Source organism: Mycobacterium genavense ATCC 51234, from assembly GCF_000526915.1.
GTDB classification, from domain to species: domain Bacteria; phylum Actinomycetota; class Actinomycetes; order Mycobacteriales; family Mycobacteriaceae; genus Mycobacterium; species Mycobacterium genavense.
This window is the reverse complement of the sequence record NZ_JAGZ01000002.1, coordinates 405277-429793: the sequence shown is the minus strand read 5'-3', so window position 1 is coordinate 429793 and position 24517 is coordinate 405277. Positions and strand designations below refer to the sequence as shown.

Below are 24517 nucleotides of genomic sequence, written 5' to 3'. Positions count from 1 at the left end.
ACCGTGGCCGTCCCAAACCTCGAAGACCTTCTGTCCGAGGGCGTTTCGGGCCGTGCCGTGCTGGTGCGTTCCGATCTCAACGTCCCGCTCAACTACGACGCGGGGGGAGCCGGCGAGATCACCGACCCGGGTCGGATCACCGCGTCGGTGCCGACGCTCAAGGCGCTGCTGGACGCCGGCGCCAAGGTGGTGGTGACCGCGCACCTGGGCCGCCCCAAGGACGGGCCCGACCCGAAGGTGTCGCTGGCACCGGTCGCGGCCGCACTCGGCGAGCAGCTGGGCCGGCACGTGCAGCTGGCGGCCGATATCGTCGGTACCGACGCCTTGGCGCGTGCCGAGGGCCTGACCGACGGCGACATCCTGTTGCTGGAGAACATCCGCTTCGACGCGCGCGAGACCAGTAAGGACGACGCCGAGCGGCTGGCGTTGGCCAAGAAACTTGCCGAATTGGTATGGCCGGGAGGCGCTTTCGTCTCCGACGGCTTCGGCGTGGTGCATCGCAAGCAGGCCTCGGTCTACGACGTCGCCACGCTGCTGCCGCACTACGCCGGGAAGCTGGTGGCCGACGAGATCCGGGTGCTCGAGCAGTTGACCAGCTCGACCACCCGCCCCTACGCGGTGGTACTCGGCGGGTCGAAGGTGTCCGACAAGCTCGGCGTCATCGAGTCGCTGGCCACCAAGGCCGACAGCATCGTGATCGGCGGCGGAATGTGCTTCACCTTCCTTGCCGCAGAAGGCTTTTCGGTGGGCAAATCACTGCTCGAAGAGGACATGGTCGCGACCTGCCGCCGGCTGCTGGACACCTACGTCGACGTGTTGCGTCTGCCGATGGACATCGTGGTCGGCGACAAATTCGCCGCCGATGCGACACCGCAAACGGTCGCGGCCGACGCCATCCCGGATGACCAGATGGGTCTGGACATCGGGCCCGGGTCGGTGAAACGCTTCGCGGCGCTGCTGTCCAACGCCCAGACAGTGTTCTGGAACGGCCCGATGGGCGTCTTCGAATTCCCGGCGTTCGCCGCCGGCACCCGCGGTGTCGCCGAGGCGATCGTCGCGGCGACCGGTAAGGGAGCCGTCAGCGTGGTGGGCGGTGGCGACTCCGCGGCGGCCGTGCGCGCGCTCGGCATCTCCGAGGGCGACTTCTCGCACATCTCCACCGGCGGCGGCGCATCGCTGGAATACCTGGAGGGCAAGCAACTACCGGGCATCGAGGTGTTGAGTCGCCCGCAGCCGAGCGAAGGGGAGCAGCCGTGAGCCGTAAGCCGCTGATCGCCGGCAACTGGAAGATGAACCTCAACCACTTCGAGGCCATCGCGCTGGTGCAGAAGATCGCATTCGCGTTGCCGGACAAGTACTTTGACAAGGTCGACGTCACGGTGCTGCCGCCGTTCACCAACCTGCGCAGCGTGCAGACGCTGGTCGACGGCGACAAACTGCGGTTGACCTACGGCGCCCAGGATTTGTCCCCGCACGAGTCGGGCGCCTACACCGGCGACATCAGCGGCACCTTCCTGGCCAAGCTGGGCTGCACTTTCGTCATCGTCGGGCACTCCGAACGGCGCACCTACCACAACGAGGACGACGCGCTGGTGGCCGCCAAGGCCGCGGCCGCACTCAAGAACGGCCTGACCCCGATCGTGTGCGTCGGCGAGCACCTCGACATCCGCGAGGCCGGCAAACACGTCAGCCACTGTGAGGCGCAGGTGCGCGAGTCGCTGGCCGGGCTGTCGGCCGAGCAGATCGGCCAGGTCGTCATCGCCTACGAGCCCGTGTGGGCGATCGGCACCGGCCGGGTGGCCAGCGCCGAGGACGCCCAGGAGGTCTGTGCGGCGATCCGCGCGCAGCTGGGCGAGCTGGCGTCCCCCCAGGTCGCCGAGACCGTGCGGGTGCTCTACGGCGGCTCGGTGAACGCGAAGAACGTCGGCGAGCTCGTCGCGCAGGACGACGCCGACGGCGGGCTGGTCGGGGGAGCGTCGCTGGACGGCGAGCAATTCGCGACGCTCGCCGCCATCGCCGCCGGCGGTCCGCTGCCCTGAGCACTCCGAGCGTCGGTTACGGCCGGCCCAACGGCAACCGGTAAGCTGTCCGTCATGGTTTTGGCCCTACAGATCACCCTGGTGGTCACCAGCATCCTGGTGGTGCTGCTGGTGCTGCTGCACCGGGCCAAGGGTGGCGGCCTGTCCACGCTGTTCGGCGGTGGTGTGCAGTCCAGCCTGTCCGGGTCCACGGTGGTGGAGAAGAACCTGGACCGGCTGACGATGTTCGTGGTCGGCATCTGGCTGGTGTGCATCATCGGCATGGCGCTGCAGATCAAGTACCGCTGACGCATTCCCGTCGGCGGGCGGGCCGATTCGCCCCGATACTGGATCGCATGGTTGAGGTTTCCGAGCCTGTTTCCGAGCCTGCGCTGGCGCCGATCGGTGCCGTGCGGCGCACCCGCGTCGGCCGGGAGGCGACCGAGCCGATGCGCGCCGACATCAGGATGCTGGGCGCCATCCTCGGCGAAACCGTGCGCGAGCAGCAAGGCGACGAGGTATTCGACTGGTCGAACGGGCGCGGGTGGAATCGTTCCGGGTGCGTCGCTCCGAGATCGACCGGGTCGAGATCTCCCACATGTTCGACGGCATCGACATTCACCTGGCGATCCCGATCATCCGGGCGTTCAGCCACTTCGCGCTGCTGGCCAACGTTACCGAAGACATCCATCGCGAGCGCCGACGTCACGTTCACGTCGACGCGGGCGAACCCCCGCAGGACAGCAACCTGGCCGCCACCTACGTGAAACTCGACTCCGCCGAACTGGATTCGGCCACCGTGGCCGAAGCGCTGTGAGGTGCGCTGGTTGCTCCGGTCATCATCGCCCACCCCACCGAGACCCGTCGGCGCACCGTTTTCGTCGCGCAGCACCGGATCACCGAGTTGATGCGCCTGCACGCCGAGGGCCACCTGGAGACCAGTGACGGCCGCAGCATCGACCGCAAGCTGCGCCGCCAGGTGCTCACGCTGTGGCAGACCGCACTGATCCGGCTGCACCGGCTGCAGATCACCGACGAAATCGACGTCGGCCTGCGGTATTACCAGGCCGCGCTGTTCGAGGTGATCCCGCAGGTCAACGCCGAGGTGCGCGACGCGCTACGCGCCCGCTGGCCGGTCGCCGAGCTGCTGTCGGCACCCATCCTGCAGCCGGGCTCGTGGATCGGGGGCGACCGCGACGGCAACCCGAACGTGACCGCCGAGGTGGTGCGGTGGGCCACCGGCAGCGCCGCGTTCACCGCGCTGGCGCATTACCTGTCCGAGCTGACCGATCTCGAGCAGGAGCTCTCGATGTCGGCCCGATTGGTGAGTGTCACAACGGAATTGACCGCGCTGGAGCAGAGCTGTCCCGAACAGGCTCGGGCCGACGAGCCGTACCGGCGCGCCGTGCGGGTGATACGGGGCCGGCTCAGCGCCACGGCCGCCGAGATCCTGGACGACGAGCCACAGCACCTGCTCGACCTGGGGTTGGCGCCGTACGCCACACCGGACGACCTGCGGGCCGACCTGGATATCCACGACGCTTCGCTGCGCACCCACGGCAGCGCGCTACTGGCCGAGGACCGGCTGGCGCTGTTGCGAGAAGGCGTGCACGTCTTCGGGTTTCACCTGAGCGGGCTGGATATGCGGCAAAACTCCGACGTGCACGAGGAAGTGGTCGGCGAGCTGCTGGCCTGGGCCGGCGTGCATGCGGACTATCGTTCGCTGCCCGCAGAGCAGCGGGTCGAGCTGTTGGCCGGCGAATTGAGCACGCGGCGGCCACTGCTGTCCGACCGCGCGCGGCTGTCGGAACTGGCCCACAAGGAATTGAGGGTGGTCGAGGCCGCCGCGTTCGCCGTCAAGCGGTACGGCCCGGCGGCGGTGCCCAACTACGTCGTGTCGATGTGCCAGTCCGTCTCCGACGTGCTGGAGGCCGCGCTGCTGCTCAAAGAAACGGGACTGCTCAAAGAAACGGGACTGCTGGACGTCTCCGGGTCCGAACCCTATTGCCCGGTGGGCATTTCCCCGCTGTTCGAGACGATCGACGACCTGCACAACGGGGCCCGGATCCTGCACGCGATGCTCGAGCTCCCGATCTATCGCACGGTGGTGGCCACCAGGGGCGACAGCCAAGAGGTGATGCTCGGCTACTCCGACTCGAACAAGGACGGCGGCTATCTGACCGCGAACTGGGCCGTCTACCGGGCCGAGCTGGCGCTGGCCGAGGTGGCCCGCAAGTCCGGAATCCGATTGCGGCTCTTCCATGGTCGCGGCGGCACGGTCGGCCGCGGCGGCGGCCCCAGCTATCAGGCGATCCTCGCGCAGCCGCCCGGGGCGATGAACGGTTCGCTGCGGCTGACCGAGCAGGGTGAGGTGATCGCGGCCAAGTACGCCGAACCGCTGTTGGCGCGCCGAAATCTGGAAAGCCTGGTGGCGGCGACGCTGGAGTCGACGCTGCTGGACGTGGAGGGCTTCGGCGGCGCGGCCGAGCCGGCCTACGCGGTGCTCGACGAGATCTCGACGCTGGCCCGGGACGCCTACTCCGAATTGGTGCACGAGACAACGGGTTTCGTCGAGTATTTCAAGGCGTCCACGCCGGTCAGCGAGATCGGTTCGCTGAACATTGGCAGCCGTCCGGCCTCGCGCAAGCCCACCGAGTCGATCGCGGACCTGCGCGCCATCCCGTGGGTGTTGGCCTGGAGCCAGTCGCGGGTCATGCTGCCCGGTTGGTACGGCACCGGGTCGGCGTTCGCGCAGTGGATCGCCGCCGGGCCCGAAAGCGAAAGCGAGCGAGTCGAAGTCCTGCACGACCTGTATCAGCGGTGGCCGTTTTTTCGCAGCGTGCTGTCGAACATGGCGCAGGTGCTGGCCAAAAGCGACCTGGGGCTGGCGGCACGGTATGCGGAATTGGTGGCCGACGAGTCGTTGCGGCGCAGGGTGTTCGACAAGATCGCCGACGAGCACCAGCGAACGATCGCCATGCACAGGCTGATCACCGGCCAGGACGACCTGCTGGCCGACAATGCGGCGCTGGCCCGTTCGGTGTTCAACCGCTTTCCCTACCTGGAGCCGCTGAATCACCTGCAGGTGGAGCTGCTGCGCCGGTACCGCTCGGGAGACGACGACGAACTGGTGCAGCGCGGCATCCTGCTGACGATGAACGGGCTGGCAAGCGCGTTGCGAAATAGCGGTTAACAGCAGCTGAACCGAGCGCTGTGTCGCGCCGGTCCCGAATACGCTGGCGCCGGGCCGAATCGCGCCGAAGTGCGCCGACCAACCCGCGGTCCATTCGCATCGGAGCGACAGCTGGCAAGGAGATCGTTGGACGGACCCGGAATACCACTTTGGCTGCTGCTGGTCTGTGGCGTCGGGGGCGCGATTTTGGTGGCGGTGGGCTGGATAGCATTTGCCAGTCGGACGATGAAACAGGTTGGTAAAGACCATAATTCGACGATGTCGCCGTTCGTCGCGATTGTCGGTCTCGTTTACGGCGTGCTGCTCGGATTCACCGTCGTCATCGCGTGGCAACAGTTCTCCTCGGCAAAGGTGGTGGCCGCCAACGAGGCGTCCGCGCTGACGACGATGTACCGCCAGACCGTCGCCATGCCGGAACCGGAGCGGTCCCAGCTTCGACAGCTGATGCGCAGTTACGCGAGCGCGGTGGCGTCGAGCGAATCGACTACCCGAAGCGGTGACGTTCCCAGCGACACCGCGCGATCCGCGATCACCACCATGTACCGCATCGTCGGCACCCAACCGTCCGGCACCGCGTCGAGCCCGATCAACGCGGAGTTTCTCAGCGAGTTGAGCGTGTTGGCGTCCGACCGTACCCAGCGCATCATCGACACCGAGCCGCGGATACCCCCGCTGCTGTGGGCGGGCCTGATATTCGGCGGGATTGTGTTGGTCGGGCTCACGGCATTTCTGAGCATGCAGAGCACCGTCGGTCATACGGTGGTGACCAGCACCATCGCGGTGCTGCTCGGCCTGCTGCTGTGCATCGTCTTCACCCTCGACCATCCATACGAAACCGATCGCAGAATCACCGCCGAGCCGTTTCAGCACGCGCTGGAGGTTTTCGACGCCGTCGACCACGCGACGTAGCCGACCGGGGCTGGGTCCCCTGCCGGTCGCGGGCTACCGCGTCGGCCGTTTGCGCAGCGGGTCCACCACACCGCGCACCGCGTGCTCGGTCACCGCTAGCGGCGACATCACCGTCTCACCGATGCCGACGATGTAATCGATGCGCTTGACGATCGCCTCCATCGGCTCGACGAGCGCGATCAGGCGCTTGGCGAGCTCGTCGAGGCTTTCCATGGTTCCTTCCAGGTGGTCCAGGCCGCCGTCGAGGCGCTCGACGGTGCCGTTCAGCCGGGTCAGGGAGCTGCTCAGCTCGTTCATGGTTTTGCCGAGGCCGTCGAGGACGTCCTCGACCTGCTTGACGGTCTTGTCGGCGTTCAACGCCGCCTGGGTGAGCGTCTTGATCCGGTTTCGCTCGGGCCCGCCGCGCGCCGTTCTGTCGGCCATGACGGTAATTATGACCGCGACGGAACCGCCGAAAACCTCTGCGTATCGAAATAGGTGTGCAAAGACATCACTGTGACGGTGGTTGACGTGGAGATCTGACCCGCGACTGCCGGTGCGAGGTCACCCAACGGTTGGGCGAGTATGTGGCCGGCTACACCGACCGGAAGGCGGAGCGGGCGGGGTCCTAGTCTGAGCGTGGAGCGTCGAAAAGCGCTTCCCCAGCACGATCAATGGCGACCGAATGCGAACGACACCTCGACCGGCCGCTTCGGGCGAATTTCGAGTTGAAAGACGTCGCCTACGGCATTATCTTGAGTTGATTTCGTGCTGGCAGTCGCGACCGAATAGGGAGTCACGATCGTTAACCACCATTCGGTATCGCCCGGATATCCCGTCAAATCCGGATCGGAAAAAGAAAGATAAACGGCCATGGACTTTGGGTTGCTGCCGCCGGAAGTCAACAGCGGACTGATATATGCCGGGCCCGGGTCGGCGCCGATGCTCGCGAACGCCGCCAGCTGGGAGGCGCTGGCCGCCGAGCTGGAATCCACTGCCGCCAACTACGCCTCGACGGTCGCGCAGCTGACGGGACAGGCGCGGACCGGCCCGTCCTCCGAGCTGATGACGGGCGCGGTGACCCCCTACGTGAAATGGTTGCAGGCCAGTGCCGCCGCGGCCGGGCACACCGCCGCCCAGGACTACGGGGCGGCCGCGGCCTACGCGTTGACCGTGCCCCCGCCGGTTGTCGCGGCCAACCGCGCCCGGTTAATGACGTTGATCGCCACCAATATTCTCGGGCAGAACACTCCCGCGATCGCGGTCACCGAAGCCGAATACATGGAGATGTGGACCCAGGACGCCATCGCCATGTACGGCTATGCCAGCGCCGCGGAGGCGGCGACCACCCTCACGTCGTTCGACGAACCGCCGCAGACCACCAACCAGGACGGGTAGCTCGACCAGGCCCGAACGACGGCTCAGTCCATCGGCAACGTCGCCAGCCGGCGCTCCGGGGGCCCGCTACAGCTCGTGCCGGACGACACCTCCGAGCCGACCTCCACCGGCAGCACCACCGGCACCGGGACCACCAGCGCCACGAACACCACGCTGAGCGGCACCACAAGCGGGCTCGCGACCACCACCAACGGCCCCATCACGACCACCTACATCAGCACCCCGATGACGATCACCACCAGCTACACCATCGGGGCCAACCAGGCCGTCGTCATCCAGAACGGCGGCTCCATCGAAGTCGCCGCCAATGCCACCCTCACGATCGACTCAGGCGGCAGCCTCGAAGTCGCCTCCGGCGGCACACTCACGGTCGACTCCAGCGGCACCCTGGCCAACGCCGGCACCCTGACCGTCGACGCCGCCACCAGCCCGCTCGACGCCGGCCGCTCACCAACACCGGCACCCTCACCGTCAACGGCACGCTCACCAACACCGGCACCCTCACCAATTCCGGTGCCATCGTTATCAACTCTGGTGGCACCCTCGAAGTCGAAGTCACCGACACCCTGAGCAATTCCGATCTCATCACCGATTACGGCGCTTTCACCATCGACAACAGCGCCTTCGGTTCCATCGACTCCGGCGGCACGGTCACCCTCGACTCGGGCGGCAGCATCACCGTCGAACCCGGCGCCACCCTCACCGACACGGGCACCCTCATCCAGTCCGGCGGCAGCCTGACCGTCGACGCCAACGGCACGCTCGAGATCAGCCCCAGCGGGGCTATCTGTCCCTCGACGGTGGCACCCTCACCAACAGCGGCACCTTGAACGTCGACTCCGGCGGCTATCTGGCCATCAGACCCGAGGGCACCCTGATCGACTCCGGTCACATCACGGTCGAGGCCTACGGAGGCAACATCACCGACGCGTGTACCATGACGATCAACCCCACCGGTACCGTCGACATCTAGCCCGGCGCCTACTGACCACTGAGGACGGTGCCACCTTCACCAACTACGTCGCCATCACCGTCCAGGACAGCGGCACGTTCAACTGCTACGGCACCATCGCGGACTACGGCACCATCGACATCCAGTCCGGCGGCAACTTCTACGACTTGGACAATGGGTCCACCATCAACTTCTACGACTTGGACAATGGGTCCACCATCATCGAGTCCGGTGGCAGCCTCACCGACCAAAGTGGCGGTAGCATAACGCTTTACGACAGCAGCACGCTCACGATCGAATCCAATGGTTCCGTGACCGATTCCGGCACCATCACCGACTGGGGAACCCTGACGGTCGGTCACGGCGGCACCCTCACCGAAAACGGTTTCCTCGACGTGAACAACACGCTCATCGATTCCGGTACGGTGACCGTCAACTCGGGTGGCACCATCTACGTCGAACCCGGCGCCACCCTCGAGGTCGACTCCACCGGCATCCTGAACAGCAACACCGGCAGCAACCTCACCGTTTACGCCGGGGGCAGCGTGCCCATCGAAACCGGGGGCGTCCTCAGCGTCGGGACGGGCGAAGTCGTCTCTGTCTACTCCGGTGGCTCGTACGGGACCGGCGGCACCATCGGGCAAGTCGTCATCTCGCAGGCCACGGACCCGGCGTGGCACAACACGTCATAGCCCGGGCGTAAGCCGTGCTTACTGTACGGGAAGCCTGCTCGCGGCTTCCCGGTCCAGCAACCACAGCGTGGTCTCGATGCCGACGGCCCCGGCGGCAGGTATCTCGACCGGCGGGGCACCGTCTCGGGCCGCGGCCACCGCGTCGGCCTTGCCCGCTCCGGACACCAGCAGCCACACCTCGCGAGAACGCTGAATAGCGGGCAATGTCAAGGTGATTCGTTGCGGCGGCGGTTTGGGGGAGTCGTCGACGGATACCACCATGCGGGTGGTCTCACGCACCGCCGCGGTGTCGGGGAACAGCGAATTGATGTGTCCCTCGGGGCCCATGCCCAGCAGGTAAACGTCGAAATTCGGTACCTGCTCGCCCGGTTCGGCGTTGGCCGCCAGCAGTTGTTCGTAGGCCAGCGCGGCGGCGACGAGATCGCTGCCGAATTCGCCGTCGCTGGCGGGCATCGGGTGCACGTTGCTCGACGGGATGTCGATGTGGTCGACCAGGGCGTCGCGGGCCTGCTTCTCGTTGCGCTCACCGTCGGCCAACGGAACGTAGCGCTCGTCGCCCCAGAACAGGTGAACCTTCGACCAGTCGACCTGGCCGGCCTCGGCGCGCAGATACTTCAGCAGCCCGATGCCGTTGCCGCCGCCGGTCAGCACGATCAGGGCGCGTCCGCGCGCCGCAACGGCGGTACGCATGGTCTCGACCAGCCGGCGGCCTGCGGCTTCGACCAGGTTGTCGCTGTCCGGGAAGACTTCAACGGTTGTGCTCACGCGTATTGCACCTTAGGGATTCCTTCGAGCGCGCTGTAGTAGACCTCGTCGGGGTCCAGGCGTCGCATGTCTTCGGCCAGGCATTCACGGGTTTCCCTGCGCGCCAATGGAACCAGAGCGTCCGGTCGGCCGGTCCGGCTCAGGGTGGCCGTCGTTCCCTCTTGCGGACGGCTCAAGGTGATGGTCTCGGTCCGGCGCACCAGTTCGACCTTGAGTTCGCCGACCTCCCGGCGCACCGGCCCGTCGATCCGGCTGGCCAACCACCCGGCCAGCACGTCGAGCGAGGGTTCGGTGCGCAGCCCCGAAACCAGCGCGGATTCGATTTCCTCGTGCGGTTTCTGGTCGACCGCCGAGGTGAGCAACGCCCGCCAGTACGTGATCCGCGCCCAGGCCAGATCGGTGTCCCCGGCGGTGTATCCGGGCAACCTGCTTTTGATCGCCGACAGCGGGTCCTCGGCGTTGGTCGCGTCGGTGATGCGGCGAATCGCCAACTTGCCCAACGGGTCCTGCGCGGGAACCGCGGGAGCGACGCCGGGCCACCACACCACGACCGGGATGTCGGGAAGCAGGAACGGGATGACGACGCTCGCGTAGTGACCGGACAGCGGGCCGGACAGGCGCAGCACCACGACCTCCCCGGCGCCGGCGTCACCACCGACGCGAACCTGAGCATCCAGGCGCGCGTCGCGGCCGTCGGTATCACCGGCCGCCACGACCAGCACCCGGCTCGGGTGTTCGTGGCTGGCGGTGTTGGCTGCCTCGATGGCCTCTTCCAGCAGAGTGTCGTTGTCCGACTTGATGATCAGTGTCCCGACCCGGCCCATCATCACCACGCCGGCCTCTTCGCGCAGCCTGTCGAGCTTCTTGTTGACCGCGGTGGTGGTGGTGTCGAGCAAATCGACGATCATTGGCGCCGCTCCTCAGCATCGCGACGCTCTGCATCGTCGCCGGCGCGGATCATGGCCGGCGCCATTCCCGGTCGGTGCGGCGCAACATCTCGTTCGCCGAGGCGGGGCCCCAGGTGCCCGCCTCATAGGGGTCGGGCTTTCCGTCCGCTGCCCAACGATCGAGGACGGGATCGAGTATCTGCCAAGCCAATTCGACCTCCTCGTTCACCGGGAACAGTGACGGCTCACCCAGCAGCACATCCAGGATCAGCCGTTCATACGCCTCGGGGGAGTCTTCGGCGAACGCCGAGCCGTAGGAGAAGTCCATGTTGACGTCGCGGACCTCCATCGCGCCCGGGACCTTGGAGCCGAACCGCAGCGTGATGCCCTCGTCGGGCTGTACCCGGATGACCAACGCGTTGGCGCCGAGTTCGTCGGTCATGGTGGCGTCGAACGGCAGATGCGGGGCACGTTTGAAGACCAACGCGATCTCAGTCACCCTGCGGCCCAAGCGTTTTCCGGTGCGCAGGTAGAACGGCACCCCGGCCCAGCGGCGGGTGTCCACCTCGAGCGTGATCGCCGCGAAGGTTTCGGTGCTGGATTCCTTCGAAAACCCTTCCTCGTCAAGCAATCCCACCACCTGCTCGCCGCCCTGCCAGCCGGCCACGTATTGGCCGCGGCTGGTGGTCTCGTCGATCGGCTGGGCGAGCTGGGTGGCCGAGAGCACCTTGATCTTCTCGGCCTGCAGCGCTTTCGCGTTGAAGCTGACCGGCTCTTCCATCGCCGTCAGCGCCAACAGCTGCATCAGGTGGTTCTGGATGACGTCGCGGGCCGCGCCGATGCCGTCGTAGTACCCGGCCCGTCCGCCCAGCCCGATGTCCTCGGCCATCGTGATCTGCACGTGGTCGACGTAGTGCGCGTTCCAGATCGGGTCCCAGAATTGATTGGCGAAGCGCAGCGCCAGGATGTTCTGAACCGTCTCCTTGCCCAGGTAGTGGTCGATGCGGAACACCGACTCCTCCGGGAAGACCGAGTTCACCACGTGGTTGAGATCGCACGCGCTCTTCAGGTCGTGGCCGAACGGCTTCTCGATGACAACCCGGCTCCACCGATCCGCTTGCGGACGGGCCAGGCCGGAGGAGTGCAGTTGTTCGCACACCACCGGGAACGACTTCGGTGGGATCGCCAGATAGAACACGTGATTGCCGCCGATACCACGCTCGGCGTCGAGCTTGTCCAACGTCTCGGCCAGCCGGGTGAACGCGGCGTCGTCGTCGAACGCGCCCGACACGAACCGCAGTCCCTCGGCCAGCCGCTCCCAGATGGCCTGGCGGAACGGGGTGCGGCAGTACTGCTTGACGTCGTCGTGGATCACCTGGGCGAAGGCGTCGTGATCCCAGTCGCGGCGGCCGAAGCCGATCAGCGAGAAGGTCGGTGGCAGCAGCCCGCGGTTGGCCAGGTCGTAGACCGCGGGCACCACTTTCTTGTGCGCCAGGTCGCCGGTGACGCCGAACAACACCATGGCGCACGGGCCGGCGATCCTGGGTAGCCGCTTGTCGTCGTTGTCCCGCAAGGGGTTGCGCCATTGCGCGCCGGCAGCGCCCGGGGTCATTTGGTGGTGGAATTCAGCTGCTTCTGTGTCTCGTCGAGCAACTCGGTCCACGATTCGACGAACTTCTCCACGCCCTCGTTCTCCAGCACCAGAAACACGTCGGTCACGTCGATGCCGACCGCCGACAGCTTGTCGAACACGCCCTGGGCCTCCTGTGCCGTGCCGCTGATCGTGTCACCGGTGATCACGCCGTGGTCGGCGACCGCGTCAATCGTCTTCTCCGGCATGGTGTTCACCGTGTTGGGCGCGACCAGCTCGGTGACGTACAGGGTGTCGGAGTAGTCCGGGTTCTTGACACCGGTCGACGCCCACAGCGGACGCTGCACCCGGGCTCCGTCGGCTTTCAGCGCCTCGTAACGCGCACCGCCCTCGAAGACCTCCTGGTATGCCGCGTACGCCAGCCGGGCGTTGGCGACGCCGGCCTGACCGCGCAGGTCCAGCGCTTCGGGCGAACCGATCTTCTCCAGTCGCTTGTCGATCTCGGTGTCTACCCGGGAAACGAAAAACGATGCCACCGAATGGATCTTGGACAGGTCGTGCCCCGCCTCGCGGGCCTTCTCCAGCCCGGCCAGGTAGGCGTCCATCACCGCGCGGTGCCGCTCGACGGAGAAGATCAGCGTGACGTTGACCGAAATCCCTTCCGCCAGAACGGCACTGATGGCCGGCAGGCCGGCCTCGGTGGCCGGGATCTTGATGAACAGGTTGGGCCGGTCGACGATCTTCCACAGCTCGACGGCCTGCGCGACGGTCTTGTCGGTGTCGCCGGCCAGCCGCGGGTCGACCTCGATGGACACCCGGCCGTCGACGCCGTCGGAGGACTCCCACTGCGGTGCAAGCACATCGCAGGCGGTGCGCACGTCGTCGGTGGTGACGGTGCGGATGGTGGCGTCCACGTCGGCGCCGCGCTCGGCCAGCTCGGCGATCTGGCTATCGTAGGAGTCGCCCTCGGCGAACGCCTTCTGGAAGATCGACGGGTTGGTGGTCACCCCGACGACGCTCTCGGTGTCGATCAGCTCCTTCAGGTTGCCCGACTGCAGCCGCTGACGCGACAGGTCATCGAGCCACACGGATACCCCGGCGGCGCTCAGCGCGGCCAGGTTGGCGTTCTGGGTCATCGGAATCAGCCTTTCTCAGTTGTCGACTACTTCTTCCGCGGCGGCAGCGACGGCCTCCGCGGTGAAGCCGAACTCGCGGAACAATGTCTCGGCGTCGGCGGATTCGCCGTAGTGCTCGATCGAGACGATCTTCCCGGTGTCGCCGACGAGCTTGTGCCACGGTTGGGCGACGCCCGCCTCGACCGCGACCCGCGCCGAGACCGACGGCGGTAGCACGCTGTCGCGGTACTCGGCCGGCTGGGACTCGAACCATTCCACACACGGCATCGACACGACGCGTGCGATAATGTCCTTGTCCGCCAACAGCTTCGCGGCACCCACCGCGAGCTGAACCTCGGAGCCGGTGGCGATCAGGACGACGTCGGGTTCGTCTTCGCCCTCGTCACCCAGCACGTAGCCGCCGCGCGCGACGCCCTCGGCAGTGGTGCCCTCGAGCACCGGCACACCCTGACGGGTCAGGATCAGACCGACCGGACCGCTGCCGTTGCCGCGCGCCAAAACCGTGCGCCAGGCGTAGGCCGTTTCGTTGGCGTCGGCCGGACGTACCACCGACAGCTTCGGGATGGCCCGCAGCGCGGCGAGGTGCTCGATGGGCTGGTGGGTCGGGCCGTCCTCGCCCAAACCGATGGAATCGTGCGTCCACACGTAAATGGTGTCGATGTCCATCAGCGACGCCAGCCGCACCGCCGGGCGCATGTAATCCGAGAACTGCAGGAAGGTGCCGCCGTACGCGCGAGTCGGCCCGTGCAGCACGATGCCGGACAGGATGGCCCCCATCGCGTGCTCGCGAATCCCGAAGTGCAGCGTGCGGCCATACCAGTCGGCGGTGTAGTCCTTCGTCGAAATTGACGGCGGCCCAAAGGATTTTACGCCATCCATGGTGGTGTTGTTGCTGCCCGCCAGGTCTGCCGAGCCGCCCCACAGCTCGGGCAGTTTGGGTCCCAGCGCGGAAAGTACCTTGCCCGACGCCGCCCGGGTGGCCAGCGCTTTGGACCCGGGCTCCCAGTACGGGATGTCGGCGTCCCAGCCCTCGGGCAGCTTTTCCGCGGTCAGCCGGTCCAGCAGCGCCTTGCGCTCGGGTTCGCGCTGGGCCCACGCGTCGAACTCGGCTTGCCACTTCTCGTGGGCTTCCTTGCCCCGGTCTACCAGCTTGCGGGTGTGGGCGATGACGTCGTCGCGCACCTCGAAGGTCTTGTCGGGGTCGAAGCCGAGGATCTTCTTGACGGCCGCGACCTCTTCGTCGCCGAGCGCCGCGCCGTGTGCCTTGCCGGTGTTCATCAATTTGGGCGCCGGGAAGCCGATGATGGTGCGCAGCGAGATGAACGACGGCTTGTCGGTGACGGCCTTGGCGTTGGCGATGGCCTCCTCGATGCCGACGACGTTCTCGCCGCCCTCCACCTCTTGCACGTGCCAGCCGTAGGCGCGGTAGCGCGCGGCGGTGTCCTCGCACAGCGCGATGTCGGTGTCGTCCTCGATCGAGATCTGGTTGCGGTCGTAGAACACGATCAGGCTGCCCAGCTGCTGAACGGCGGCGAGCGAGGACGCCTCGGAGGTCACGCCCTCCTCGATGTCCCCGTCGGAGGCGATTACATAGATGTGGTGGTCGAACGGGCTCTCGCCGGGGGCCGCGTCCGGATCGAACAGGCCGCGCTCGTAGCGTGCCGCCATCGCCATGCCGACCGAGGACGCCAGGCCCTGGCCCAGCGGGCCGGTGGTGATCTCAACGCCCTTGGTGTGCCGAAACTCCGGGTGGCCGGGGGTCTTGGAGCCCCAGGTCCGCAGCGACTCGATGTCGGACAACTCCAGGCCGAACCCGCCCAGGTAGAGCTGCAGGTACAGGGTGAGGCTGCTGTGCCCGGCCGACAAGATGAACCGGTCGCGACCCAACCAGTGCGGATCGCTCGGGTCGTGGGTCATGGTCCGCTGGAACAGGGTGTAGGCCAGCGGGGCGAGACTCATCGCGGTCCCCGGGTGGCCATTGCCGACCTTTTGCACCGCGTCGGCGGCCAGCACCCGCACGGTGTCGACGGCGGCCGAGTCGAGGTCGGTCCAGTTGTCCGGGTGACGCGCTTGCGTGAGTGCGGAGATGTCTTCTTCGAGTGTGGTCACAGACGTCAGTCCTTGGGGTGGCCGGGCGTGTTGCGCGATTTATCCTCACCTTATCCTCACCCTAGTGCGCGAGTGGCAGCGTTTGCAGTGCGGGATCGGGGGTATTCCTGCGGGCCTCCGCGGACATGACGGCCAAGCGTCGCCGAGCTTGCGAGCAGCGCCGCCGTCGGGAAATTCTGTGTGAATAGACCCTGGAGGCGGAACGCGGTGCCAACGCGGTCTACCATCGTGCGTAGTAGATCCTGCGCCCCGCTGCGACCCGAGGAGTTATTGCGTGAGCGTTCGCGGGCGCCTGTTGCCAACCCGAGTGCCGAGCCGAATACGAGGCACGGTGCTGGCCTACCTGGCGCTGACGAAACCACGCGTCATCGAGCTGCTGCTGGTCACCGCGATCCCCGCGATGTTGCTAGCGCACCGCGGGCACGTCGACCCGGTGCTGATCCTCGACACGCTGATCGGTGGGATGCTGGCCGCCGGCGGGGCGAACACGCTAAACTGCGTGGCCGACGCCGACATCGACAAGCTGATGAAGCGGACCGCGCGCCGGCCGTTGGCCCGGGCCGCGGTGCCCACGCGGAATGCCCTGGTCCTCGGGTTGCTGCTCACCGTGGGCTCGTTCGTGTGGCTGTGGTGGACGACCAACCTGCTGTCGGGGCTGCTCGCGATCGCCACCATCGCGTTCTACGTGTTCGTCTACACGCTGCTGCTCAAGCGCCGCACCTCCCAGAACGTCGTCTGGGGCGGCGCGGCGGGCTGCATGCCGGTGATGATCGGCTGGTCGGCCGTCACCGGCACCATCGGCTGGCCGGCGCTGGCGATGTTCGCTATCATCTTCTTCTGGACGCCGCCGCACACCTGGGCGCTGGCGATGCGGTACAAGGACGACTACAAGACGGCCGGCGTGCCGATGCTGCCCGCCGTGGCGACCGAACGTCAGGTCACCAAGCAGATCCTGATCTACACCTGGCTGACCGTGCTGGCGACCATGGTGCTGGCGCTGGCCACCGGCTGGCTGTACACGGCCGTCGCCGTGGTGGCCGGGGTCTGGTTCCTGGCGATGGCACACCAGCTGTACGCCGGGGTCCGCGCCGGCGAACCGGTCAAGCCGCTGCGGCTGTTCCTGCAATCGAACAACTATCTCGCGGTGGTGTTCTGCGCCCTGGCGATCGACTCGGTGATCGCCCTGCCGACGCTGTTCTGATCCCGTCGGCCTGAATCACATCCGTCCCTTCGGCACCGCCGAAGTGGGCACCACTGCGCTTCCCAAACGTGATAGCGCAAGCGATATCGCAATCTGAAACCGCCCGTCCTAACCGCCGCGAGGCCCGTGTGGCGGATGTGACCGGTTTCTTGGGATCGGTAGCCGGCTGCCGGGGATGCAATGGCCGGGCTGATTCACATAGCCAAAACCTATGCAGCGCAAAGGACGCAGCTCAATACTGAGCCTCAGCAGCAAAGCATGCAGAAAGGGACGTGACGTCATGGCACCCCACCACATCGTCAGGAAAATGATCGCCGCGGCGCTGCTGTCGGGCGGTCTGGCATTGTCCGATTTCGGCCTGACCGCGGCCATCGCCGGGGCCCAGCCCGTCCCGATGCCGTTGGATGCCTGGCCCGGCTGCCCCAACGACCATCCGGCGGGGCCGTGCCACTGGTGCCCGGGGCAACCATTGCCGCCGACCGGCAACCACGTCACCAACCCGGTGGTGTGGGACAACAACATGTGCCACACCTATTACTACGTCTACTTCGGGCAAGGCAATGTGGCCCAAAACATTTGGGACGGCGAGAATCCGCCGCCGCCCCCACCGCCGCCGCCGGGCCTGATCAACAAGGACAACTGCCAGCAGATTCTGGGCATCTTCTGCCCCAAGGCCTGACGGGCGTCAAAGCGTCGTGGTCTAGGGCAGCAACACGATCGGGCCGGCGGTCTTGCGCCCCTGTAGGTCTTGATGGGCGCGTGTCGCTTCGGCCAGCGGATAGCGGCCTGAAACCTCGATGTTGATCGCCCCGCCGGCGACCGCCTCGAACAATTCGTCGGCCCGCCAGCTGAACTCCTGGCCGGTGCGCATGAAGTGGGCCAGCGTGGGACGGGTGAGGAACACCGAGCCGGCGGCGTTGAGCCGCTGCGGATCCACCGGCGGCACGGGTCCGCTGGCGGCGCCGAACAACGCCAGGGTGCCGCGCACGGCCAGGCTGGCCAGGCTGGCGTCGAACGTGGTGGCGCCGACGCCGTCGTACACCGCCGCCACCCCGAGACCCCCGGTGAGGTCACGGATCTGCTGGCCGAACCGGGCCGGGTCGTCGGGGTAGGAGAGCACCTCGTCGGCGCCGGCCTTCCTGGACAGCGCCGCCTTCTCGGGTGTGGAGACGGTGGTGATGACCCGGACACCGAGCAGGTGCGCCCATTGGGTCAGTATCAGCCCGACGCCGCCGGCGCCGGCGTGCACCAGCACCACGTCGCCGGCCTGTACGGGATACACCGACTTCAGCAAATAGTGAGCGGTCAGGCCTTTCAATAGCGCCGCGGCCGCCACCTCGGAGCTGACACCGTCGGGCACGTGGGCGGTCAAATATGCTGGTGCAGTGGCAAATTCAGCGTAGGCGCCGGACGCTGCCGCGGACACCACCCGGTCACCGACCCGGAACTCCGTGATACCCTCGCCGGTGGCCGCGACGGTGCCGCACACCTCGGACCCGAGCACGAGCGGCAACTCGCTCGGGTATTGCCCGGATCGGAAATACGTATCAATGAAGTTGACGCCGATGGCCTCGGCCCGGATCAGTAGCTCGCCGAGTCCCGGCGCGGGTTGGGATGTCACGACGTAGCGCAGGACCTCGGGGCCGCCAGTTTCACTGATTTCGATTGCGTGCATGTGGATATCATGCCCGGGCATGAAGCTTGCCCGCCCGGACGTCTTCCACCCCCGCATCGTGCTGGCCGGACGTCCCCGCCATCCCGACGACGCGGGCCTGATATCCGCGCTACGAACACGCGGGCTGCACGCGCGCTGGCTGCAGTGGGACGACTCGGACACCGTCGGCGCCGACCTGGTGATCCTGCGCGATGTCGCGGACGCCGGGCGGCGCGACGAGTTCCTGGCCTGGACCCGCCGCGTCAAGAACCTGCTGTCCGCCGCCGGTGATCGAATGGAATCTCGATGAGGGGTACCTCGACGACATCGAGAAGGCCGGTGTGCCAACGCTGCCCGGCGCGACCGCACGGTCGGTGTTGATCTTTCTCGGCGGGCAGCGGTCCCACGCTTGGCCGGTCGAGCCGGAGTTCGAATCGTGGAACCTCGGTTATGCCGCGATTGCCGCGGTGGCCGAACACGTCGGAATCGGCACCGGCGAGCTGTTGTACGCGCGCGTCGAGCTCAGCGGCGGCCGGGTGGCCGGGCTGGACGTGGTGGCGCCGTCGCTGGGCTGGCGGCAGCTGGACCCCGGCGCGCGCGAGCTGGCCCAGCGCGCGTTCGCACTCGGCGTGGAGTCAGCCTGCGAGCGGCTCGGGCTCGGCCCGTTCTCGCATCGACGCCCATAGCGCCGCCGTCGCGGCCGTGCACGCGGCGGCACCCGCCACGTGGAGGGCGACCAAAACGGCGGGGACGCCGGTGAAGTACTGCGTGGTGCCGACGGCGGCTTGCGCGCACACCAGTACCAGCAGCACGCCCAGCCGCAGCATGATGGCCCGCGTCGCGCCGACCGCCAGCAACCCGAAGCCCAGCCCGACCAACAGCGTGAAGTAGGAGACCAGCAGCGTCGAGTGCAGGTGCACCAGCGTGGTGATCTCGACCTTCAGCCGCGGCACCGTGCGGCTGGGGCTGCGGTCCCCGGCGTGCGGGCCGGCGGCGGTCACCAGCGTGCCGGTGACCAGCACCACCGCCAAATTCATTCCGGTCAGCGCGGTGAGCAGGCGCAGCGGCTTGGCCACGCGCTCGTGCACCACGCCGTCGTCGGGTTCGCCGACCTTGACGTAGAGCAGCACGGACAGCCACACCATCGTCATCGACACCAGCAGGTGAATGGCCACCGTCCACCACAGCAGCCCGGTGCGCACCGTGATGCCGCCGATCACCGCCTGGACCACCGTCGACACCGGCATCAGCCACGCGTAGGCCCGCACCTCGGCGCGCCGGCGGGCCCAGTAGACCGCCAGCACGGTCAGTGCCGCGGTTACCACCACCGCCAGGCTGAACATCCGGTTGCCGAACTCGACGGCCTGATGCACCCGCGGCACCTCGGCGACGGCGACGGGCACGAAACTGCCCGGGAAACACTGCGGCCAGGTGGGACAGCCCAGCCCCGACGCGGTGACCCGCACGATCGAGCCGGTAACCGCGATACCGCCCTGGGACAAGATCACGGCGGCGGCGATGATCCGCTGGACGCGCAGGCTGGGGTCGGGGAGCAGGTCCACCAGTCGTATCAGCAGTCGTCGTGCCACCGCCCGATCGTAGGCCAACGACAACTACGACCTGTAGTACAGGTCTACTGTGCGCCGAAACTGAAACCACGGCGACATGTGTCGTTTCAGTGTCGCGGTCGGCGGGGGCAACGTCAGGTGAAGCGGAACCAGCGCAGCGCGCCCAGCGCGGCCACCGCGCCCCACGCCACCAGGACGACGACGCCGAACCAGTCGACCGACAGCGTCATCGCCTGCGACAGCGCCTCGGTCAGCGCGCCGGACGGGGTGAGCCGGGCCGCCCACTTGACGGCCGTCGGGATCATGTTCGTCTCGAGGGTCAGCGCGCCTAGCCCGGCGAAGACGAACCATATCAGGTTGGCCACCGCCAGCACGATCTCGGCCCGCAGCGTGCCGCCCAGCAGCAGCCCGAGCGCGGCAAACCCCGCGGTGCCCAACGCGATTACCGCCGCGCCCAGCGCGAGAGCCAGCGGGGCCGGCCGCCACCCCAGCGCAAAACCGATGGCGCCCAGAATGATTGCCTGTAAGAACACGACGGTGATCACCGCCAGCGATTTGCCGGCGATGATGCCCCACACCGGAAGTGGCGTGGCCCCAAGCCGTTTCAACGCCCCATACCTGCGGTCGAACGCGATGGCGATCGCCTGCCCAGTGAATGCCGTCGAGATCAGCGCCAGCGCCATGATGGCCGGCACGAACGTCGTGGCGCGGTTGTGCCCGAACGAGCCGAACGGCAGCAGCGTCATCCCGACCAGCAGCGTGATCGGGATGAACATGGTCAGCAGTAGTTGTTCGCCGTTGCGCAGCAACAGTTTCAGCTCGAGCCCGAACTGGGCGGCAAGCATCTTGGGCACCGCGCTGGGACGTGGGTCGGGGGTGAAGGTTCCCGGCGGAAACGCCGGGGTGTTGGTGTCGGTCACGATCGCAGCTTCCGGCCGGTGAGTTCGAGGAACACGTCTTCGAGGCTGCGTTGCTCTACGCGCATATCGGTTGCCAGCACGTCGATTTGGGCACACCATGCCGTCACGGTCGCCAGCACCTGGGGGTCGACCGGGCCCTCGACCAAATATTCGCCCGGTGTGACCTCGGTGGTCTTGTAGTCCTCGGGTAGCGCAGAGGCCAAGAGCGACAAGTCAAGTCGCGGCGGCGCGGTGAACCGCAGTTGGTCCTTCGCGCCGGAGCGCATAAGCTCGGTCGGGGTGCCCTCCGCCACCGTCGCCCCGCGGTCGATGATCACGATCCGATCGGCGAGCTCCTCGGCTTCCTTGAGCTGATGCGTGGTGAGCACCACCGTCACGCCGTCGCGGCGCAGCGCGTCGATCAGCTCCCACACCAGCAGCCGGGCGTGCGCGTCCATGCCGGCGGTGGGCTCGTCGAGGAAAACCAGTTCGGGTCGCCCGACCAGCGCGCAGGCCAGCGCCAGCCGTTGTTGCTGCCCGCCGGAGAGCCGCCGGTAGGTGGTGCGGGCGGCATCGGTGAGGCCCAGGGTGGCCAGCAGCCACTGCGGGTCCAGCGGGTCGGCGGCGTACGAGGCCACCAGATCGAGCATTTCGCCGGCCGGGGCCGCCGGGTAGCCGCCACCGCCCTGCAGCATCACCCCGATGCGCGCGCGCAGCCGGGCGTTGTCGGCGACCGGGTCCAGCCCCAGCACCTCGATCGTGCCCGTGTCCGGGCGCACGAAGCCCTCGCACATCTCGACCGTCGTCGTCTTGCCGGCGCCGTTGGGGCCCAACAGCGCCAGCACCTCGGCGGCGCGCACTTCCAGATCGAGGTTGGACACTGCTGTCGTCGAGCCGTACTGCTTACTCACCCCGCGCAGCCGCACCACTGTTTCGGGGGCTGGGGGGACATGCTGGCCCGAACTCACGTCGAGTCAGCGTAGGCGTCGGGTGCCGCTTTTGTTCGAGGGGTGGCTCGCGGTGCCGGGACCGGCGTGGGCGTCTCGACGCCGGGCGCCCCGTCGTTCGACGGCAGCGGTCGCCAGGGCAGCCGGGTGTAGGTCAGCGCGATCAGCACGGCCATCACGGCGGCGCTGGCCAGGGTTGCGTCCAGGATCTGGAACAGCGCGAACCGGTCGCCGTTGGCCGTCGGCCCGAAGATGCCGACGACGAGCGTGATCACGATGACGGTCTCGCGGAAACCGGTGCGGGTGGCCCAGCAGGCCAGCGGGATGATCGCCCACAGCAGATACCAGGGCTGTACGACGGGAAACAGCATCACGCAAATGCCCAGCGCGACGCCCAGGCCGCCGATCGGGTGCAGCCGGCCGCGGAACACCGCGTACAGCAACCAGCTGACCAGCACCATGATGATCAGCACGCCGATGAAACGGGTCAGGGCCAGCACGGCGGTGGTGTGATCGCCCAGGCCCAGCCGGATGCCCACCTGCCCGGTGGCCAGGGCCAGCAGCGTCGGCGGCGACATCCAGCTGCGCACGACGTTGGCGGTGCCGAGGGTGAACATCCAGCCGAATCCGAGCCCGCTGTCCCAACCCACCAAGGCCATGACCGCCAGCGACAGCGACCCGATCCCGCCGCCGGCCAGCAGCAACGCCCGCAGGTTGCCGCCGCAGCGGTAGGCCAACGCCATCGTCACGAAGCCCAGCGCCAGCAACGACGGCAGCTTCACCTGCGAGGACAGCGTGATCAGGATGGATCCGGCCAGCAGCATGCCGAGCGGCTCCCAGTCCGGGCCGCGTCGGCGCCACGAGGTGGGCCAAAGCCGGGCTGAATCGATGCCGCGCAACGCGCATTCGGCCCCGATCAGCATCAACCCGAGCATCAGCGCCTCGTTGTGGATGCCCGCGACCAGATGCATCAGCAGCAGCGGGTTGGCCACGCCCAGCCACAGCGCGCTGACCTCGGCGACGCCGCAGCGGCGGGCCAGCCGCGGCACCGCCCACACGATCATCGCCACCCCGGCCAGCACCACCAGGCGGTGGCAGAGCACCGCGGCGACGATGTTCTCACCGGTCAGGGCCGAGATGCCGCGCCCGATCCACAGGAACAACGGGCCGTAGGGCGCCGGCGTCTCCCGCCACACGCTGGGCACCGACAGGGTGAAGACGTGGCCGAGACCCAGGCCGGACGCCGGACCGACCTTATAGGGGTCGAGCCCCTCCAGCGAGATCTGGCTCTGCGCCAGGTAGGAGTAGACGTCCTTGCTGTACATCGGCGGCGCGATCAACAGCGGCAGCATCCACAGCACCAGGGTGCGATCCAGCTCGCCGCGCGACATCTGCCGGTTGCCCAGCGCGAACCGGCCCAGCATCAACCAGGCCAGCGCCATCATGACCGCCCCGACCGTGGTCATGGTCAGCGACACCGTCTGGATCCGGGACGGCAGGTTCAGCAGCCGCACCCCGAAGGTGGGGTCCTGGACGACGGGGCGGGCCCCGGCGCCCAGCGCGCCGATGCCCATCAGGACCGTTCCGGTGGCGCCGAACAGGCGGGTGCGCCGCAGCGCGGTGAGTTCGGTCTCATTGAGCGGTGAGCCCACGGGCTTCTCGTCGCCGTGCAGCGCGGCGATCGACGAGCTCAGCGAGTGGTGGCGCTCTGCCATCAGTGCAGCGTAGCGACATGGTGGGAAGCCGCGGCCCGATGCTTGCCGGGTTACCGGCCCGACACGCCACTGAGGGCAGCCTTGGTAGACCGATTTCCGGAATTGCGTCACACTGGTGTTGTGAAAATCCGGACCACTGACGAAGCCGTCGCCGTGCCCGCGACCGGCGCGGTGGCTCCTGCCGTGCTGCCGGATGGTCACACCCGCCGCGCCATCGTGCGGCTGCTGCTGGAATCCGGGTCGATCACCGTCAGCGAGATCTGTCACCGGCTGGGTCTGGCCGCCGCCGGGGTGCGCCGTCACCTGGACGCGCTGGTCGAAGCGGGTGACGCGGAATCGGCGGCCGCCGCGGCATGGCAGCAGGCCGGACGTGGGCGTCCCGCCAAGCGGTTCCGGTTGACGGCGGCCGGGCGGGCCAAGCTCGACCACGCCTACGACGACCTGGCGGTCGCGGCAATGCGCCAGCTGTGGGAGATCGGCGGACAGGGGGCGTTGCAGACGTTCGCGCGCCGCCGCATCGACACGATCCTGGCCGACGTGCAGCCCGCCGACAGTGCCGCCGACGCCGACGTCGAGGCCGCCGCCGAGCGGGTGGCCGGCGCGCTGACCAAGGCCGGCTACGTCGCGACCACGACCCGGGTGGGTCCGCCGCTGCACGGCGTGCAGATCTGCCAGCACCACTGCCCGGTATCGCACGTCGCCGAGGAATTCCCGGAGTTGTGCGAGGCTGAGCGCGAGGCGATGGCCGAAGTGCTCGGTACCCACGTGCAGCGGCTGGCGACGATCGTCAACGGGGATTGCGCCTGTACCACCCATGTGCCGCTCGCACCGGTTGCGAGCAAGACAGCAAGCAAGACCTAGCATCAAGCGGCGCCCAGCCTGCGCCAGCACCGACACCAAAGGA

23 protein-coding genes and 3 pseudogenes are annotated in these 24517 nt (G+C 67.6%); 13 read left to right on the top strand and 13 right to left on the bottom strand.

Annotated elements, in window-relative coordinates:
• The first annotated feature begins 3 nt into the window (after positions 1 to 3).
• The 5 genes and pseudogenes from T428_RS0106660 (at position 4) to T428_RS0106640 (ending at position 6120) form a co-directional block, all read left to right on the top strand.
• Complete coding sequence (locus T428_RS0106660; RefSeq protein ID WP_025735861.1) at positions 4 to 1257, top strand: phosphoglycerate kinase; 1254 nt, start codon at positions 4 to 6, stop codon at positions 1255 to 1257.
• Positions 1254 to 2039 (top strand): triose-phosphate isomerase, encoded by a 786-nt coding sequence (gene tpiA / locus T428_RS0106655; RefSeq protein WP_025735860.1) that lies wholly within the window; start codon positions 1254 to 1256, stop codon positions 2037 to 2039. Before T428_RS0106660 ends, tpiA begins: the two co-directional genes overlap by 4 nt.
• 54 nt (positions 2040 to 2093) lie before the next feature.
• Complete coding sequence (gene secG / locus T428_RS0106650; RefSeq protein ID WP_025735859.1) at positions 2094 to 2327, top strand: preprotein translocase subunit SecG; 234 nt, start codon at positions 2094 to 2096, stop codon at positions 2325 to 2327.
• Between the two features lie 47 nt (positions 2328 to 2374).
• Positions 2375 to 5211, top strand: a pseudogene (ppc, locus tag T428_RS26180) (phosphoenolpyruvate carboxylase).
• A 126-nt stretch (positions 5212 to 5337) separates the two neighbouring features.
• The gene (locus T428_RS0106640; protein ID WP_025735858.1) at positions 5338 to 6120 is read left to right on the top strand and encodes a bestrophin-like domain; all 783 of its coding nucleotides are present in this window, start codon (positions 5338 to 5340) and stop codon (positions 6118 to 6120) included.
• 33 nt (positions 6121 to 6153) lie between these two features.
• Here T428_RS0106640 and T428_RS0106635 read toward each other — a convergent pair whose 3' ends face one another.
• Both T428_RS0106635 and T428_RS0106630 read right to left on the bottom strand, forming a co-directional pair.
• Positions 6154 to 6552: an ATPase gene (locus T428_RS0106635; RefSeq protein ID WP_025735857.1), complete on the bottom strand. Its 399-nt coding sequence runs from the start codon at positions 6550 to 6552 to the stop codon at positions 6154 to 6156.
• A 218-nt stretch (positions 6553 to 6770) separates the two neighbouring features.
• Positions 6771 to 6974 carry a hypothetical protein gene (locus T428_RS0106630; RefSeq protein WP_025735856.1) on the bottom strand — a complete coding sequence of 68 codons (204 nt, stop codon included), beginning with the start codon at positions 6972 to 6974 and terminating at the stop codon, positions 6771 to 6773.
• Here T428_RS0106630 and T428_RS26175 point away from each other — a divergent pair.
• Together T428_RS26175 and T428_RS26170 are read left to right on the top strand one after the other, a co-directional pair.
• A pseudogene (locus tag T428_RS26175) lies at positions 6973 to 7485 on the top strand (PPE family protein); the annotation flags it as partial. The gene T428_RS0106630 and the pseudogene T428_RS26175 overlap by 2 nt on opposite strands.
• A gap of 87 nt (positions 7486 to 7572) precedes the next feature.
• Positions 7573 to 8067: a hypothetical protein gene (locus tag T428_RS26170; RefSeq protein WP_036467264.1), complete on the top strand. Its 495-nt coding sequence runs from the start codon at positions 7573 to 7575 to the stop codon at positions 8065 to 8067.
• 22 nt (positions 8068 to 8089) lie between these two features.
• Here T428_RS26170 and T428_RS33165 read toward each other — a convergent pair whose 3' ends face one another.
• Positions 8090 to 8257 carry a hypothetical protein gene (locus tag T428_RS33165; RefSeq protein WP_169733622.1) on the bottom strand — a complete coding sequence of 56 codons (168 nt, stop codon included), beginning with the start codon at positions 8255 to 8257 and terminating at the stop codon, positions 8090 to 8092.
• 66 nt (positions 8258 to 8323) lie between these two features.
• On the opposite strand from T428_RS33165, the gene T428_RS33160 reads away from it, so the two are divergent.
• Positions 8324 to 8470: a hypothetical protein gene (locus T428_RS33160; protein WP_169733621.1), complete on the top strand. Its 147-nt coding sequence runs from the start codon at positions 8324 to 8326 to the stop codon at positions 8468 to 8470.
• Positions 8428 to 9141 (top strand): hypothetical protein, encoded by a 714-nt coding sequence (locus T428_RS0106615; RefSeq protein ID WP_025735855.1) that lies wholly within the window; start codon positions 8428 to 8430, stop codon positions 9139 to 9141. Before T428_RS33160 ends, T428_RS0106615 begins: the two co-directional genes overlap by 43 nt.
• An 18-nt stretch (positions 9142 to 9159) precedes the next feature.
• Here T428_RS0106615 and pgl read toward each other — a convergent pair whose 3' ends face one another.
• The 5 genes from pgl to tkt are packed head-to-tail and all read right to left on the bottom strand — an operon-like array spanning position 9160 to position 15629.
• Positions 9160 to 9906: a 6-phosphogluconolactonase gene (gene pgl, locus T428_RS0106610; RefSeq protein WP_025735854.1), complete on the bottom strand. Its 747-nt coding sequence runs from the start codon at positions 9904 to 9906 to the stop codon at positions 9160 to 9162.
• Positions 9903 to 10814 carry a glucose-6-phosphate dehydrogenase assembly protein OpcA gene (gene opcA, locus T428_RS0106605; RefSeq protein ID WP_025735853.1) on the bottom strand — a complete coding sequence of 304 codons (912 nt, stop codon included), beginning with the start codon at positions 10812 to 10814 and terminating at the stop codon, positions 9903 to 9905. Before opcA ends, pgl begins: the two co-directional genes overlap by 4 nt.
• Positions 10815 to 10863: 49 nt before the next feature.
• The gene (gene zwf / locus T428_RS0106600; RefSeq protein WP_025735852.1) at positions 10864 to 12405 is read right to left on the bottom strand and encodes a glucose-6-phosphate dehydrogenase; all 1542 of its coding nucleotides are present in this window, start codon (positions 12403 to 12405) and stop codon (positions 10864 to 10866) included.
• Positions 12402 to 13520 carry a transaldolase gene (tal, locus tag T428_RS0106595; protein ID WP_036467261.1) on the bottom strand — a complete coding sequence of 373 codons (1119 nt, stop codon included), beginning with the start codon at positions 13518 to 13520 and terminating at the stop codon, positions 12402 to 12404. The genes zwf and tal overlap by 4 nt, the downstream gene beginning before the upstream one ends.
• Positions 13521 to 13535: 15 nt before the next feature.
• Positions 13536 to 15629, bottom strand: a complete 2094-nt coding sequence (tkt, locus tag T428_RS0106590; protein ID WP_025735850.1) for a transketolase — start codon at positions 15627 to 15629, stop codon at positions 13536 to 13538.
• A 274-nt stretch (positions 15630 to 15903) separates the two neighbouring features.
• Here tkt and T428_RS0106585 point away from each other — a divergent pair, with 274 nt between their 5' ends.
• Together T428_RS0106585 and T428_RS26165 are read left to right on the top strand one after the other, a co-directional pair.
• Positions 15904 to 16830: a heme o synthase gene (locus tag T428_RS0106585; RefSeq protein ID WP_036467259.1), complete on the top strand. Its 927-nt coding sequence runs from the start codon at positions 15904 to 15906 to the stop codon at positions 16828 to 16830.
• A gap of 280 nt (positions 16831 to 17110) precedes the next feature.
• Positions 17111 to 17509, top strand: coding sequence for a hypothetical protein (locus T428_RS26165; protein ID WP_025735848.1), 399 nt, complete (start codon positions 17111 to 17113; stop codon positions 17507 to 17509).
• A 21-nt stretch (positions 17510 to 17530) separates the two neighbouring features.
• Here the strand turns inward: T428_RS26165 and T428_RS0106575 are convergent, their stop codons facing one another.
• A complete protein-coding gene (locus T428_RS0106575; protein ID WP_025735847.1) occupies positions 17531 to 18505 on the bottom strand; it encodes a quinone oxidoreductase family protein in 975 nt (324 codons plus the stop codon).
• 19 nt (positions 18506 to 18524) lie between these two features.
• On the opposite strand from T428_RS0106575, the pseudogene T428_RS26160 reads away from it, so the two are divergent.
• Positions 18525 to 19170, top strand: a pseudogene (locus T428_RS26160) (hypothetical protein).
• Here the strand turns inward: T428_RS26160 and T428_RS0106560 are convergent.
• The 4 genes from T428_RS0106560 to mptB all read right to left on the bottom strand — a co-directional run bounded on the left by T428_RS0106560 (position 19120) and on the right by mptB (position 23613).
• Positions 19120 to 20091, bottom strand: a complete 972-nt coding sequence (locus T428_RS0106560) for a COX15/CtaA family protein (protein WP_425412000.1) — start codon at positions 20089 to 20091, stop codon at positions 19120 to 19122. The pseudogene T428_RS26160 and the gene T428_RS0106560 sit on opposite strands and share 51 nt — an antisense overlap.
• A 95-nt stretch (positions 20092 to 20186) precedes the next feature.
• Positions 20187 to 20972, bottom strand: coding sequence for an ABC transporter permease (locus T428_RS0106555; protein WP_025735843.1), 786 nt, complete (start codon positions 20970 to 20972; stop codon positions 20187 to 20189).
• Positions 20969 to 21919, bottom strand: coding sequence for an ABC transporter ATP-binding protein (locus tag T428_RS26155; RefSeq protein WP_156942875.1), 951 nt, complete (start codon positions 21917 to 21919; stop codon positions 20969 to 20971). The genes T428_RS0106555 and T428_RS26155 overlap by 4 nt, the downstream gene beginning before the upstream one ends.
• Positions 21916 to 23613 (bottom strand): polyprenol phosphomannose-dependent alpha 1,6 mannosyltransferase MptB, encoded by a 1698-nt coding sequence (mptB, locus tag T428_RS0106535; protein WP_025735840.1) that lies wholly within the window; start codon positions 23611 to 23613, stop codon positions 21916 to 21918. Before mptB ends, T428_RS26155 begins: the two co-directional genes overlap by 4 nt.
• A gap of 42 nt (positions 23614 to 23655) precedes the next feature.
• Here mptB and T428_RS0106530 point away from each other — a divergent pair, with 42 nt between their 5' ends.
• On the top strand, positions 23656 to 24474 hold the full coding sequence (locus T428_RS0106530; RefSeq protein WP_156942874.1) for a helix-turn-helix transcriptional regulator: 819 nt from the start codon (positions 23656 to 23658) through the stop codon (positions 24472 to 24474).
• Positions 24475 to 24517 lie beyond the last annotated feature (43 nt).